At 66.3% G+C, this 14,219-nt stretch carries 16 protein-coding genes and 1 tRNA gene; 8 read left to right on the top strand and 9 right to left on the bottom strand.

The annotated features are described in order from the left end of the window. Positions 1-134: 134 nt before the first annotated feature. On the top strand, positions 135-1,058 hold the full coding sequence (locus tag IEX43_RS06170; protein ID WP_188809548.1) for an ABC transporter ATP-binding protein: 924 nt from the start codon (positions 135-137) through the stop codon (positions 1,056-1,058). Beyond that, a complete protein-coding gene (locus tag IEX43_RS06165; RefSeq protein WP_188809547.1) occupies positions 1,055-1,852 on the top strand; it encodes an ABC transporter permease subunit in 798 nt (265 codons plus the stop codon). The genes IEX43_RS06170 and IEX43_RS06165 overlap by 4 nt, the downstream gene beginning before the upstream one ends. A gap of 4 nt (positions 1,853-1,856) precedes the next feature. Here IEX43_RS06165 and IEX43_RS06160 read toward each other — a convergent pair whose 3' ends face one another. After that, complete coding sequence (locus IEX43_RS06160) at positions 1,857-2,405, bottom strand: acyl-CoA thioesterase (protein ID WP_188809546.1); 549 nt, start codon at positions 2,403-2,405, stop codon at positions 1,857-1,859. Between the two features lie 69 nt (positions 2,406-2,474). Here IEX43_RS06160 and IEX43_RS06155 point away from each other — a divergent pair, with 69 nt between their 5' ends. Together IEX43_RS06155 and IEX43_RS06150 are read left to right on the top strand one after the other, a co-directional pair. After that, entirely contained in the window at positions 2,475-3,206 is a 732-nt protein-coding gene (locus IEX43_RS06155) for a potassium channel family protein (RefSeq protein ID WP_188809545.1), read from the top strand. A gap of 368 nt (positions 3,207-3,574) precedes the next feature. Beyond that, on the top strand, positions 3,575-4,600 hold the full coding sequence (locus IEX43_RS06150; RefSeq protein WP_188809544.1) for a LysM peptidoglycan-binding domain-containing protein: 1,026 nt from the start codon (positions 3,575-3,577) through the stop codon (positions 4,598-4,600). 200 nt (positions 4,601-4,800) lie between these two features. On the opposite strand, the gene IEX43_RS06145 is transcribed toward IEX43_RS06150, so the two are convergent. The 3 genes from IEX43_RS06145 to IEX43_RS06135 form a co-directional block, all read right to left on the bottom strand. Further along, positions 4,801-5,232 (bottom strand): CBS domain-containing protein, encoded by a 432-nt coding sequence (locus IEX43_RS06145; RefSeq protein WP_188809543.1) that lies wholly within the window; start codon positions 5,230-5,232, stop codon positions 4,801-4,803. 289 nt (positions 5,233-5,521) lie between these two features. After that, a tRNA-Tyr gene (locus IEX43_RS06140) sits at positions 5,522-5,603 on the bottom strand. Positions 5,604-5,771: 168 nt separating this feature from the next. Then, positions 5,772-6,026 (bottom strand): hypothetical protein, encoded by a 255-nt coding sequence (locus tag IEX43_RS06135; RefSeq protein ID WP_104184408.1) that lies wholly within the window; start codon positions 6,024-6,026, stop codon positions 5,772-5,774. A 186-nt stretch (positions 6,027-6,212) separates the two neighbouring features. Between IEX43_RS06135 and IEX43_RS06130 the strand changes: the two genes are divergently transcribed. Continuing rightward, entirely contained in the window at positions 6,213-6,704 is a 492-nt protein-coding gene (locus IEX43_RS06130; protein WP_188809542.1) for a YajQ family cyclic di-GMP-binding protein, read from the top strand. A gap of 49 nt (positions 6,705-6,753) precedes the next feature. Here the strand turns inward: IEX43_RS06130 and htpX are convergent, their stop codons facing one another. Together htpX and IEX43_RS06120 are read right to left on the bottom strand one after the other, a co-directional pair. After that, a complete protein-coding gene (gene htpX, locus IEX43_RS06125; RefSeq protein WP_188809541.1) occupies positions 6,754-7,623 on the bottom strand; it encodes a zinc metalloprotease HtpX in 870 nt (289 codons plus the stop codon). Between the two features lie 32 nt (positions 7,624-7,655). Next, complete coding sequence (locus IEX43_RS06120) at positions 7,656-8,927, bottom strand: MFS transporter (protein WP_188809540.1); 1,272 nt, start codon at positions 8,925-8,927, stop codon at positions 7,656-7,658. 95 nt (positions 8,928-9,022) lie between these two features. Here IEX43_RS06120 and IEX43_RS06115 point away from each other — a divergent pair, with 95 nt between their 5' ends. The 3 genes from IEX43_RS06115 to IEX43_RS06105 all read left to right on the top strand — a co-directional run bounded on the left by IEX43_RS06115 (position 9,023) and on the right by IEX43_RS06105 (position 11,799). Beyond that, positions 9,023-9,508, top strand: coding sequence for a Fur family transcriptional regulator (locus tag IEX43_RS06115; protein WP_104184769.1), 486 nt, complete (start codon positions 9,023-9,025; stop codon positions 9,506-9,508). 16 nt (positions 9,509-9,524) lie between these two features. Then, entirely contained in the window at positions 9,525-11,021 is a 1,497-nt protein-coding gene (locus IEX43_RS06110) for a catalase (protein WP_188727288.1), read from the top strand. Between the two features lie 142 nt (positions 11,022-11,163). Next, on the top strand, positions 11,164-11,799 hold the full coding sequence (locus tag IEX43_RS06105; protein WP_188809539.1) for a DUF2461 domain-containing protein: 636 nt from the start codon (positions 11,164-11,166) through the stop codon (positions 11,797-11,799). A gap of 26 nt (positions 11,800-11,825) precedes the next feature. Here IEX43_RS06105 and IEX43_RS06100 read toward each other — a convergent pair whose 3' ends face one another. From IEX43_RS06100 to IEX43_RS06090, 3 genes are all read right to left on the bottom strand, one after another. Then, positions 11,826-12,671, bottom strand: coding sequence for an ABC transporter ATP-binding protein (locus tag IEX43_RS06100; RefSeq protein ID WP_188809538.1), 846 nt, complete (start codon positions 12,669-12,671; stop codon positions 11,826-11,828). Then, the gene (locus IEX43_RS06095; RefSeq protein ID WP_188809537.1) at positions 12,661-13,434 is read right to left on the bottom strand and encodes an ABC transporter permease; all 774 of its coding nucleotides are present in this window, start codon (positions 13,432-13,434) and stop codon (positions 12,661-12,663) included. The genes IEX43_RS06100 and IEX43_RS06095 overlap by 11 nt, the downstream gene beginning before the upstream one ends. Beyond that, positions 13,431-14,219, bottom strand: a 789-nt coding sequence (locus IEX43_RS06090; RefSeq protein WP_229666338.1) for an ABC transporter permease, incomplete at its 5' end; no start/stop codon positions are given. The genes IEX43_RS06095 and IEX43_RS06090, both read right to left, overlap by 4 nt.

The raw sequence follows: 14,219 nt of genomic DNA, 5'->3' as shown, positions 1-14,219 counted from the left end.
CCCGGCCTGTCCCGCCCGCGGCCCCTTGTTCGCTCCCCGCGTCATCGGGAATAACACGGGCAGCCGCAATGTACAGGGCAGCCGGCGGCGCCTAGTCTTGGGTCATCGCCGCGCGTGCGTACCCAGGAGGTCTGATGGCACCCGCTATCTCAGCGAAGTCCCTGACCAAAAAATTCGGGCGCCGCGAAGTGCTCCACGGCGTTGATTTCGAGGTGGAGGCCGGCTCCGTCTTTGGTGTGATCGGCCCGAACGGTGCCGGAAAGACCACCACCATGCGCTGCCTGCTGGACATCATCCGCCCCACCAGCGGAACCATCCGGGTGCTGGGGACGGATCCGCGGGCGGGTGGCCCGGAACTGCGGCGCCGCATCGGCTACCTTCCCGGGGAGCTGTTCCTGGCGGGCCGGGTAACGGGGCGCACGCTGCTGGCCCACTATGAGGCAATCAGCGGGCCGGTACCGCCGGGCCGGGTGGACCAGCTGGCGGAGCGGCTGGGGCTGGACCTCACCCGCCATACCCGCAAGCTGTCCAAGGGCAACAAGCAGAAACTGGGCTTGGTGCAGGCCTTCATGCACCAGCCCGAGCTGCTGGTCCTCGATGAGCCCACCAGCGGCCTGGACCCCCTGGTCCAGCAGGAGTTCCATGCCATGGTGCGCGAGGCGAGGCACCGCGGCCAAACCATCTTCCTCAGTTCTCACGTCCTGAGCGAGGTCCAGCAGACGGCGGACACGGTGGCCATCCTTCGGGACGGCAGGATCATCGCCGTCGAATCCGTCAGCGGACTCCGCGAAGGTGCCGTGCGCCGCGTCCGCTTCACCACGTCCGGCATTGCAGCGCACGACGCCGTTGCGCTGCTCAGTGGGGTGCCCAACATCGGACACGTGGAGGTGCTGGAGGCCGACGGCGCGGCGACGCTGTCCGCCACCATTGGCGGGGACATCCAGCCGCTGGTGAGGATGCTGGCTTCCCTCCGCCTGACCGACCTCGTCCTGGAGGAGCCGGACCTGGAGGAAGCAGTGCTGACGATGTACGCCGCCCCGCGGGAGGAGGCACAGTGACGGCTCTTCCACTGTTCCGCCGGGCCTTCTTTGACACCTGGCGCTCCACCCTGGGCTGGGCGCTGGGCCTGGCCGCGGCCATCTTCCTCTACCTGCCGCTGTACCCGTCCATCGGGGGCAGCGCGCAGATGCAGGACATGATCGATGCCCTCCCTCCGGAGATGACCAAGGCGCTGAACTATGACCAGATAGCCACCGGCCCGGGCTACACGCAGGCCACGCTGTTCGGGCTCCTCGGCTTCCTCCTGATGACCATCGCGTCGGTCTCCTGGGGCGCCGCGGCCGTGGGCGGGGACGAGGAGTCGGGCCAGCTGGAACTGACCCTGGCACACGGGGTGCGCAGGGTGCAGGTGGTGCTGGAACGCGCCCTCGCCCTGCTGCTGCGCGTGGTTCTGCTGGCGGCCGTGGTCTGCTCCCTGGTGTGGCTGCTGAACGGCCCGGCGCAGCTGGGCATCGAGCTGGGCCACCTGCTGGGCGCCACCGTGCTGTTCGCCGGGCTGGCACTGCTGAGCGGAACGGCTGCCCTCTGCGTTGGCGCTGTCACCGGCCGCCGCACGTACGGGCTGGCAGCCGGCGCCGGCGTGGGTGTGCTCGGCTACGTGTTCAACGCGGTGGGACGGCAGAGCAAGGACGTGGAGTGGCTGCTGAACCTCAGCCCCTACCACTGGGCCTACGGAAACTCACCGGTGGCGAACGGGGCGGACTGGCCGGCAGCGGCATGGCTGTGGGCCATCTCGGCCGCGCTCGTGGTGCTCGCCGCCGTCGCCCTGGAGCGGCGGGACGTGGGCGCGTAGGCCACTACGCTTTCCAGCTGTGCGGGGCAGGTGTCCGGCTCCCGGGCAGCGTGCTGGACGCACGCCATTCGTGGATCCAGTCGGGAAGCACCAGGTCCGCGGGCGGTTCGCCGAACTCCTTCAGGATGTCCGCCTGGCTGACGGGCCGCCCCTTGTGGACCAGCCGGGTGGCGATGTACGCGCGGGCGTACACCTCGCCGTCGGCCACCATGCGCTGTTCAAAGAAGATGGCTTTGGCATCCAGCCCGATAATGCGGGTCTCGATGGTGTAGTGCTGCCACAGCTGGAGGGACTTCCGGAAGGCGATAGTCTCCGCGGCCACCACCGGGCCCCAGCCGCGCCGGCGCATCCGCTGCCAGACTCCGCTGCGCACCATCAGGTCGAACCGGCCCAGGTCCATGAGGGACAGGTACATGCCGTTGTTGACGTGCATGGCGATGTCGATGTCCGTGGGCAGGACCCTCAGCGGGAGCGAGGAGCTGTCCCAGACGGTCAGGGGCGGGCGGCGCGACGAACGGACCAGCATCAGCAGGGTTCTCAGGAGGAGGTGCATTCCCCAATGCTACCCGCCAGTAACATTGAGGTCCGTGCGTGCCGTGGCCCTGCCAGTAGGATTTCCTGCATGACGCAACAACGCTACCGGGACCTGGCGGACTGGCCGCTGACGGTGACGGCACTCGTCTTCCTGGGAGCCTACGCATGGCAGGTGATTGGCCGGATCGAAGGCAGTGCAGCCCTCCTGCTCGAGGCTGTCATGTGGGCCACCTGGGGCATCTTCGCCGTGGATTACCTGGCCAACCTGTGGCTGGCAGCCAACCGCGGAAGCTGGTTTGTCCGGAACCTGCACGAGCTGGTGATTGTGGCGCTGCCGTTCTTCCGGCCGCTGCGCCTCCTGCGGCTTGTGACACTGTTGTCCGTGCTGCACCGGACACTCGGCGACACCCTGAGGGGCCGGGTGGTGACCTATGTGGTGGGCTCGGCCACCATGCTGGTGTTTGTGGGCGCACTGGCGGTCCTGGACGTGGAGCAGTCGGCCCCGGACGCGAAGATCATCACCTTTGGCGATGCCTTGTGGTGGGCCATGACCACCATCACCACCGTGGGTTACGGCGACATGTACCCGGTGACGCCGATCGGGCGGATGGTTGCCGCTGCCCTGATGATGAGCGGCATCGCCGTGCTGGGTGTGGTCACGGCGTCCATCGCCTCGTGGCTGGTCCAGCGGGTAGAGGATACGGCTGAGGCAGTCTCCGAGGCAGAGGAACCGGTCCGTGCGGAAGTGGCGGACCTCGCGGCCGAAATTGCCGCGCTGCGGCGTGAGATCGCGGCCCTCCAGGAACGGCGAACGCCCTAGCCCACGGCTGTCCGGAAAACACTGCTGCCCGGCAAGTACCGGGCCTTCCGCGGTTGAGTAGCAGGTTCCGCGCCACCAAGTACCGCACTTAAATATTCGGGTAATTCCTACTGGTGCCGCTAAGGTGCGCCCTTCCTAGACTCGGGATTCCTAGGACCGAACACAGTGCCGGCGGTCCCCCGGAATTGCTTCCCGGGGTCCCGCCCCTCGCGGAGCCTCCGTATTTTCTGGGTATGCGGATGCCTCCATCCCGCGCCTTTCCTGCGGCCCCGCATCAACGGAGGCTACTGGCGCGTTCCCCTCGATCCGTCCCGCCCGCCGAAGCGCACTGTTCCGGCCCGGCTGGACCGAGCCTGGACGGGCTACCCATGAACCAGCCATACCTTTCCACCCCCGAAGGTCCCAGCAGGAGCTTCGCCACGGATGAACCCCGCACCGAGATCACCACTGGACGGCCGGCCATCAGCAACAGGCTGTGGGCCGGCATGGCAACGGCCGCCGTGGTGGCGGCAGTGGGCGTCGGCGCCCTGGCGGCGCCTCCCGCGTCAGTGGACCAGGGCACGACGACGGTGGGCCAAGTTGCCGAGGCCGCGTTGCCGGAAGTGCCCAACGCCGCAGCAGCCGCAGAAGCCGCCGAAGCCCCGCCCGCGGTCGAGGCCGCCGCCGAGGCTGTTTCCGAGGCTCCCGCCCCGGCGGCGGTGGCGCCACCGCCACCGCCTGCGCCGGAGCCAGCACCTGCACCTGCTCCTGAACTCGCTCCGGCTCCTGAACCCGCGCCGGCTCCGGCGGGTGACCCAAACCTGTACACCGTGGTTCCGGGCGATACGGTCGGAGCCATCGCTGCCAGGCACGGCGTGGACATGAATGCCATGCTCGCAGCGAACGGACTGGGCCACTACAGCATCATCGTTCCGGGCCAGACGCTGGTGCTGACCGGACCGCCTGTTGCCGTAGCTGCGGACGTGCCCGCCCCCGTGCCGGCGCCGGCACCGGCTCCCGCACCGGCGGCCGCCGCACCCGCAGCAGCTCCCGCCCCCGCCCCTGCTTTCGTCCCGGCCGCCCCGGCTATCCGCACCATCTACGTGGCCGGCGCCGGCGGGCAGTCCATGGTGGACGCATGCATCGGGCCCATCCACTACACGCCCAACGACGGCTACTCGCTCTTTATCACTGAGCACGACTTCTGTGGCGGCTGGGCCCGGTTCTCCGGCATAGGCGTAGGGGAAACCGTCAGCATCCCGGGCTACGGAACCTATACCGTCTCAGCACGGGGACAGGTGCCCAACCCGGGGACCACCAACGACGTCATTGCTGTCTTCGGCGGTTTCCCCCGGGCGATCCTCCAGACCTGCATCCCCGGCACGAGCCAGATGCTCCTGATTGCGCTGAACTGACTTGCACTGAACTGACGGGAATGCCTCACTGGCACCCTGGCCCGAGTGGCTGAAGATCCCCCAGGTTTCCCAAGCTTGTCCGCGGTTCCTAGCCTTGACGGCGGGGAGCCGCGGACAAGGCCATGACCGGACACAAAGAAACGCCACGGAGGGGACCCCGTGGCGTTGGTAGCGGGTAATCCTGACGGGGGAATTCCCACCTACGCGTTCATCGGTTTGCGCTCCGAGATGTGCTCCACGAGCTCACCCACGCGCTGCTCGGAGTAGTTCCGGGCAATGTCGCCCTGGCTGATGATGCCCACCAGCTTGTGGTCGGCGATCACCGGGAGCCGGCGGACCTGGTGGGTTTCCATCATCTCGATCGCCGCGTCAACGTTCGCGTCCGCGTCGACCCAGTGCGGCCTGCCCGAGGCGAGGTCGCGGGCCATCATTTCGCGGGGATCGCGTCCTGCTGCCACGCACTTGAGCACGATGTCGCGGTCGGTGATCATGCCCTTCAGCTTGCCGTCGTCACCGCAGATGGGCAGCGACCCGCAGTCAAGGTCCATCATCATCTTGGCGGCATCCACCAGGGACTGGTTTTCCTTAATACACTGCGCGTCCGTCGTCATGAACTCACGTACGGCACTCATTGGTCCTCCTTCATCGATGGGGATATCGACGCAGGGTACCGGGGCACATGCGCCGATGCTGCCAGCCTACGCCGGGCTCCCAGTGATGTCGACGGCGGTTTTCCACGGCTTCGGAAGGGGGCTTCCGCGCACGACGCCGGGCCCGCTGCCTGGCTTCCCGGCCTTCCTCGCGGCCCAGGACCTTCCATGGGCAGGATTCGCGAACAAGCCCGTGACTCAGACGCTGGATCCGGGGCCCGGGCACAAAAAAGCCTCCGGAACCATTCGGTTCCGGAGGCTTTTCCTTGGGTGGCAGATGAGGGATTCGAACCCCCGTAGGCGTTGCCAGCTGATTTACAGTCAGCCCCCTTTGGCCGCTCGGGTAATCTGCCGAACTTCAAAAGAAGTACCCGCCGATGCAGTCTGCGAACCGTCCGTTTCCGGGCTGTTCCGCTTCCAGTAACCGCGGGCAAGACAACTTTACAGAACTTCCGCCGAAGAATCGAATCGGGCCGCGGACGCCTCGAAAACCCTTGCAATACCAGGGGAAAGGGACGGAATCAGGCCCCGCCCAGGATCCTGCCGGCGAGCCGCGCTTCGAACTTCACGGCCTGCTCCTCTGTGATCTGGTTCAGCTGGACAGCACGGAGCAGGTCCTCGTGGACACCTTCCATCCGGGCCGAGGCGTCCGGCACGGGACTGAAGATGATGGCCGCAGCAACTGCCGCGGCCGCGACGGAGCTGGCGGCGCCGGCAACCGCTCCAGCAGCTGCTGTGGTGGTTCGCGTGGCGTACCGGACGGCCTTGCGGTGCATGGTGTTCCCTTCGTGCAGCTTCCCAACTTTTCCAACTCTGCGGCGGCCTCCTTCGTTCCCTCCGGGTGTCCGCTGAGAGGGAACTGTGAACCCCACTCCCCCACCAACACCGGCATCCGTATTAGGCTTTTAGGCAGCGATCAAGCCCTGTCCGCGCACAGGGTTCCCACCAGCACAAGGAGAGTCATGGCAGGCGAGTCAACGTTCGACGTCGTAAGCAAAGTGGACAAGCAGGAAGTGGCCAACGCGCTGAACCAGGCACAGAAGGAACTGGCCCAGCGCTACGACTTCAAGGGTGTGGGAGCCGAGGTGGACTTCAGCGGCGACAAGATCCTGATGAAGGCCAACTCGGAGGAACGGGTGTTGGCGGTGCTGGACGTCCTCCAGTCCAAGCTGATCCGCCGTGGCATCTCACTGAAGTCCCTGGACACCGGCGAGCCGTACCCCTCCGGCAAGGAGTTCCGGCTCGAGGCCTCCATCAAGGAGGGAATCGCGCAGGACCTGGCGAAGAAGATCAACAAGCTCATCCGCGACGAGGCGCCCAAGTCCGTCAAGTCCCAGATCCAGGGCGACGAACTGCGCGTGACGTCAAAGTCCCGTGACGACCTGCAGGCCACCATGGCCCTGCTGAAGGACTTCGACGAAGCCGACCTGCAGTTTGTGAACTTCCGCAGCTAGTCCTTCCCGTCGGCTTTCGACGCGCAGGATCCAGGCCGCCAGCCGTACGTCAGGCTGGCGGCCGGCCGGCCATCCGCTCCAGCCGCGCAATCCTGTCCCGCATGGGCGGATGCGTGGCGAACAGCTTGTTCATCGCCCCGCCGCGGAACGGATTGGCGATCATCAGGTGCGAGGCGTTCACCAGGCGCTGGTCCTGGGGCAGCGGGGCGATACTGACGCCGCGCTCGATCTTGCCCAGGGCTGAGGCGAGGGCCAACGGATCGCCGGTCAGCTGCGAACCGTCCTCGTCGGCGTCGTACTCCCGCGTCCGGGAAATGGCGAGCTGGATCAGGGACGCCGCGAAGGGGGCGAGCAGCGCCATGGCGATCATGGCCAGCGGATTGGAGTTGCGGCGGTCCCCGCCGCCGAAGAACAGCAGCATCTGCCCCACCGAGGTGATCACGCCTGCGACGGCGGCGGCTACTGACGAGGTGAGGATGTCCCGGTTATAGACGTGCATCAGTTCATGCCCCAGGACCCCGCGAAGTTCCCGGGCGTCCAACAGTTGCAGGATGCCCTGGGTCACGCAGACCGCGGCATTGCGGGGGTTCCGGCCGGTGGCGAAGGCATTCGGGTTCATGGTGGGCGAAAGATAGATGCGCGGCATGGGCTGGTTGGCCCGGGCCGACAGCTCGCGGACCATCTGGTAGAGCTGCGGGGCCTGCGCCTCGGCCACGGGAATGGCCTGCATGGACCGGATGGCGATCTTGTCGCTGTTCCAGTATCCGTAGGCGGTGGTAAACACCCCCACCAGGGCCATGATCCAGATGGGCGCGGAGCTGCGGGTGCTGGTGCCGATCACCGCCCCGAGCCCAAGGAGCACCGCCCACAGCACACCGAAGAGCGCCGCCGTCTTGAGGCCGTTGTGATGTTTGTGCACGTCTCCTCCTTACTCACTAAGGGAACGGCTGTCTAGGGAACAGGGTTCCGTGCGTCGTATTCCCTGAAGCCGGGCTGCAGCTTTGCGGCCGCCCAGGCGCCGGCGGCGCAGAGGAAGCCGCCGATCAGCAGGACCCAGCCCTCTGCCACGATTTTAGTTGCGCCGCCTGCCAGCAGGTCACCGATCCTGGGGCCTCCCGCCACCACCACGATGAACACCCCCTGGAGGCGCCCGCGGAGGTGGTCCGGCGTTGCGGCCTGCAGGATGGTGTGGCGGAAAACGCCGCTGATGGAATCGGCGATTCCGGCCAGCGCGCAGCACAGTGCTGCGGGAAGCAGCCACAGCGTCACCGCTCCGTCCGGGACGCGCCCGGCCAGCAGCACCACAAGCCCGAACCCGGCGATGGAGGCGCCCCACCCCATCACCGAGAAAACCACGGCGCTCCCCTGCCGGCGCACATTCCCGAGCGGCCCGGAGAACAGCCCGGCCAGGAAGGCGCCGATGGCGGTGGAGGCAAGGAGGACGCCCACGGTGGCCTCGCCGCCGCCGATCATGACCGCGCCGATGGCCGGCATGAGCGCCCGCGGCTGGGCCAGGATCATGGCGATCAGGTCAATGACGAAGGTCATGCGCAGGTTGGGCCGGGTGCCCAGGAAGCGGAAGCCCTCGACGACGGAGCGGAGCCCGGGCCGGCGCGGAGTTCCCGACGGCGGGAGGGGCGGCAGCCGGTACACCGCCCACAGGACGAACGCGAAGCTGATGAAGTCGAGCGTGTAGGTCCAGGCGAACCCTATCCAGGCGACCAGCACGCCGGCCAGCAGGGGACCTGCCGTCATGGCGAGGCCGAAGGACATCATGCTGAGGGCGTTGGCTGCGGGCAGGAGTTCCTTGCGGACCAGCATGGGGAGGATGGCGCTGCGGGCCGGCTGGTTGATGGCCTGGGCTCCGCTCTGCGCCGCCACCAACAGGTACAGGAGCCACACATTGTCCAGCTGCAGCCAGGACTGCAGGGCAATCACGCCTGTCGTGAGCCACAGGACAGAGGTGGCGAGCAGGGCCACCTTGCGGCGGTCGTGGGCGTCGGCGATGGAACCGCCCAGCAGCCCGCCAATGACCAGCGGCACCAGGGCGAAAACGGCCAGCAACCCCACGTAGAAGCTGTCCTGGGTCAGGCGGTAGACCTGCAGGCTGACTGCCACCAACGTGAGCTGGCTTCCGACGGCGGACACGGCCGATCCCAGCCAGAGCCTGCGGAACGCCGGGCTCTCCCGGAGCGGCGTGATGTCAGCGAGCAGTTTCCCCACCCTGCAACCCTAGTGGTGCGGATGTGGCTGCTGGTTCCCGCGAGGTTAGTCCAGCCTTATTGTGAGATGTTCATAATAAGTGCTTGAATGGTGTCATGACGGAACACTTTGACGGCCACGAAGCATGGGCTGCCGCCCTGCGCGCCCACGGCCGCAGGGTGACCAAACAGCGGCTGGCGGTCCTGTCCGCCGTCGAACGCCATCCCCATTCCCCCGCCGAAAGCATCCTGAGCGCCGCCCGTGCCGAGCTTCCCGAGCTGACGGCCCAGTCCGTGTATGTGGTGCTGGGCGACCTGACTGACCTGCATATGCTCCGCAGGTTTGAGCCCCCGCACTCCCCCGCCCTGTACGAAACACGGGTGGGAGACAACCACCACCACGCCATCTGCATCAGCTGCGGCCGCGTGGAGGACGTCGACTGCGCAGTGGGCCACGCGCCCTGCCTCACCCCCCACTGGGATGAGGAAACCAAGCCGATGACCATCCAGATCGCCGATGTCATGTACCAGGGCATCTGCCAGGACTGCCAGCAGTCCCAACAACTTCCTTCCAATCGTCCCTCTGAAGAAACACAGAAATAAGAGAAATAGGAGAACAATGACTGCCATTTCAACAACCCAGTCAGGTGCCCCCGTTACGTCCGACGCGCACTCCAAGTCAACCGGTGCCGACGGTGCCATCATCCTGACTGACCACTACCTGGTGGAAAAGCTCGCCCAGTTCAACCGCGAGCGGGTTCCGGAGCGCGTAGTGCACGCCAAGGGCGGCGGCGCATTCGGCACGTTCAAGGCCACCGAGGACGTGTCCAGGTACACCAAGGCAGCCTTCCTCCAGCCCGGCGTCGAAACCGAGATGCTGATCCGCTTCTCCTCCGTGGCAGGCGAAAGCGGCTCTCCGGACACCTGGCGCGATCCCCGCGGCTTCGCCGTGAAGTTCTACACCTCCGAGGGCAACTACGACCTCGTGGGCAACAACACCCCCGTCTTCTTCATCCGCGACGGCATCAAGTTCCCGGACTTCATCCACTCCCAGAAGCGCCTCCCGGGCACCCACCTGCGCGACGCAGACATGCAGTGGGACTTCTGGACCTTGTCCCCCGAATCCGCCCACCAGGTCACCTGGCTGATGGGCGACCGCGGCCTGCCCGCCTCCTGGCGTGAAATGCAGGGCTACGGCTCGCACACCTACCAGTGGATCAACGCCGAGGGCGAGCGCTTCTGGGTCAAGTACCACTTCAAGTCCAACCAGGGCGTGAACTCCATGGGCAGCGAGCAGGCAGAGCAGCTGGCCGGCTCGGACGCTGACTACTACATCCGCGACCTGTCCGAGAACATCGAAGCCGGCAACTTCCCGTCCTGGGACCTGCACGTCCAGGTCATGCCGTACGAGGACGCCAAGACCTACCGCTTCAACCCGTTCGACCTGACCAAGGTGTGGCCGCACGGCGACTACCCGCTGATCAAGGTGGGCACCATGGAGCTGAACCGGAACCCGGAGAACTACTTCGCACAGATCGAGCAGGCCACTTTCGCGCCGTCGAACTTCGTTCCGGGCATCGCCGCTTCCCCGGACAAGATGCTGCAGGCCCGCATCTTCTCCTACGCGGACGCGCACCGCTACCGCGTAGGCACCAACCACGCGCAGATCCCGGTGAACCAGCCGAAGAACCAGGTCAACAACTACAGCCAGGACGGCGCCGGGCGTTACCACTTCAACGCCCCGTCCGTTCCGGTGTACGCCCCCAACTCCGTGGGCGGCCCGGCTGCCGTGGAGCCGCAGAACCCGGCCGGCGGCTGGGAGAACGACGGCGAGCTGACGCTGGCTGCGCACTCCCTCCACGCTGAGGACAGCGACTTTGTCCAGGCCGGCACGCTGTACCGCGAGGTTTTCGACGACGGCGCCAAGGCCCGCCTGCTCGAGACCATCACTGGTGCCGTGGGCGGCGTGAAGAGCCCCGGCATCAAGGAACGCGCCATCCAGTACTGGACGAACGTTGACGCCGACCTCGGCGCCAAGCTGCGCGCCAACCTCGGTGCCGCAGACGCCCCGTCAGCGCCGGCTTCGGACGCAGAATCAGCCAACAAGATCGGCTAATCCAGCCTTTCCTGAGGTTGCTCCAGGGGCCACCCCGTCACGGATTCCGTGGCGGGGTGGCCCCTTTTCCACATAGGGCAGCTTGTGCACATAGCGGATCCGGGCACTGTCCTCCGGTGCGGGGCGCCCCTAGGCTCGCACCATGACATCTTTCCAGGGCATCCCGGCCGGCGCTTTTGGGTTCTACGAAGAGCTTCAGGACAACAACAACCGGGAGTGGTGGCAGGAACACCGGGCGGGGTACCAGTCGCTGGTCAAGGAACCGCTGGCATCACTGCTCGCAGAGCTGGAGCCCCGGTTCGGTCCGGCGAAGCTTTTCCGGCCCAACAGGGATATCCGGTTCTCCGAGGACAAGTCCCCGTACAAGACGGCCCAGGGTGCGGTGGCGTCCGTCCAGGAGGGTGTTGGCTACTACCTGCAGATAAGCGCTGAAGGCCTGCTGGTGGGCGGGGGCTGCCACTCGCACACCCCTGCGCAGCTGGCCCGCTACCGCAACGCGGTGGACGCCTCGGGCACCGGTGAGGCTCTCCGCCACATTCTGGAGGCCGTTGCCGCAGCCGGCTTCTCTGTTGAGGGCGAGAAACTGAAAACAGTGCCGCGCGGGTACGCCCGCGAGCATCCGCGGGCGGAACTCCTGAAGCACAAATCCCTCTCAGCCAGCGTCAGCCTGGGCATGCCGGACTGGCTGGCCACCCCCGGCGCGGTCCATGAAATCGCGGAGCTGTGGGATGACCTGCGCCCGTTGGTGGACTGGGTCAGCCGGCACGCAGCCCCTTGAGCGGTGTACCCCCTTGTGCGAATTCCCTATTCGGTGCCTGCTCCCCCGGAGGTAGCCGCAGCCGGCCGGTGTCCCTTCTTGGCCAGCTGGATCTGTTCGTAGACGTGGTGGCGCAACTCGGTAAAGCGCGGCAGGGAACGGGTGTTCAGCTGGTCACGGTCCGCCGGGAGGTCGATCTGGATGTCCTCCTGGATCACCGTCGGAGAGCTCGACAGGATGATGACCCGCTCGCCAAGGTAGACGGATTCGTCAATGTCGTGGGTCACGAACAGCACTGTCACGCCGAGTTTTTTCCAGACAACCCGGATCAGGTCCTCAAGGTCGGCACGGGTCTGGGCATCCACCGCGGCGAACGGCTCGTCCATGAGCAGGACCTCGGGCTGGTAGGCGATGGCCCGGGCGATTGCGACGCGCTGCTGCATGCCGCCGGAGAGCTGCCAGGGGTAGGACCGCGGGACGTGGGAGAGGCCCACTGCTTCGAGTGCGTTGTCCACCAGCCGGTCGCGTTCGCCCTTGGGGACACCCTGGTTCTTCAGTGGCAGTTCCACGTTGTCCCGCACCCGCATCCACGGGAACAGCGAACGCCCGTATTCCTGGAAGACCACCGCCATCTTCTTCGGTGGGCCGGTCACGCGCTTGCCGTCAAGGAGCACCTCGCCCTCGGTGGGCGCCATGAGTCCGGAGATGCACTTGAGCAGTGTGGTTTTACCGGACCCGGAAGGCCCCACCAGGCAGGCCAGCTCCCCGGCGCGCAGGTCGAAGGTGAGGTTCCGGACAGCCTCGACGTCGCCGCCGTCGGTCTGGTAGACCTTCTTCAGCCCCCGTACGGAAAGCGTGGCCTCCGTGTTTGCTTGAGTGGCGTCAGGCTGCATTTTCTACCTCTTTCTGGCCGTGGTACCAGCGCAGGATGTTCCGTTCGGCCCACTGGAAGATGAAGGACATGGCCACGCCCAGCAGGCCCAGGACCACGATGCCGGACCACATCTCGGGGATGGCGAAGGACCGCTGGAACTGGACGATCGTAAAGCCCAGCCCGGAGGACGAGGCAAACATTTCGGAGATCACCATCAGGATCAGCCCGAGGGACAGCGACTGGCGGACGCCGGCCATGATCTGCGGGCTAGCGGAGGGCAGCACCAGGTACCGGACCCGCGCCCAGCCGCTGATGCCGTAGGTGTGGGCGGAGTCGGAAAGGACAGGGTCCACGGCCCGGACGCCTTCGATGGTGTTCAGCAGCACCGGCCAGACGCAGCCGGAGATGATCACCATGACCTTCATGGAATCGGTTATTCCCATGAGCAGCATGAGGACCGGCACCAGGACCGGGGGCGGGATGGCGCGGAAGAACTCAAGCGTTGGTTCCAGGAGGGCCCGCAGCCAGCGGACGGATCCGATCAGGACACCGCCCACCACCCCGATAAGGATGGCAACGGCGACGCCCACCACAAGCCGGCCCAGGCTGGGCAGGACATCGGAAAAGAAGCGCTCACCGAACCAGACCTCGCCAAACGTCTCCACGAGGTCTGCTGGCTTGGGGACAAAGAAGTTGACTGAGCCCAGGGTGGACACCCACCAGACCAGGACCAGCAGCGCCGGCAGTCCCAGGATGTAGCCGATGTTCCTGGCCGTCCTCATACGATCACCTCCGACCGGATGGACGAGTGCCAGCCCAGGATCCTTTTTTCGATCTGGCGCATCAGCATGTTGATGAGGACGCCGATCAGGCCGGTGGCCAACACCAGGGCGTACATGCCGGAGATGGCGCCGCCGGACTGGGCCAGGGCGATCTCCCTGCCGAGTCCCGGGGATCCGATGACGAGTTCCGCGGTGATGGCCAGGACCAGCGCCACGGCGGCGGCGAGCCGCACGCCCGTCATCAGGTAGGGCAGTGCGGTGGGAAAGACCACGTACCGGATCCGGGCCATCCTGCCCAGGCCGTACGTCTTGGCGGTGTTGTTGGCAACCATGTCCACATCGGCCACTCCGTACAGCACCTGGATCAGGACCTGCCAAAAGGAGGCGTAAACAATCAGGAGCAGGGACGACTCGATTTTCACGCCGAAGAGCAGCACGGCCAACGGGATGAGGGCAACCGACGGGATGGGTCGAAGGAACTCGATGGTTGAATTGGTGGCCTTCCGCAGGAAATCGCTGGAGCCGATGATAAAGCCCAGCAGGACGGCTGCCGCCACTGCCATCAGCAGGCCGAGGAACCACGCCTTCATGGTCTCGCCCACCGCAACCCAGAAGGCCGTCAGTCCGAAGTCGACGACCAGGGCGGCTATGACCTCGCTGGCGGGCGGGAGGAACCGTTCATCGATCAGGCCGAGCCGGGGAATGAGCTCCCACGTCGCCAGGAATCCGATAATGCCCAGGATCCCCAGCAGCTGCTTCGAGGCCCCCTTGCCCGCCTTCCGGCG

It is taken from the genome of Pseudarthrobacter polychromogenes, assembly GCF_014644495.1.
GTDB classification, from domain to species: Bacteria; Actinomycetota; Actinomycetes; order Actinomycetales; family Micrococcaceae; genus Arthrobacter; species Arthrobacter polychromogenes.
Note: the sequence above shows the minus strand (reverse complement) of the source record. Positions and strands in the feature narration are given on the sequence as shown.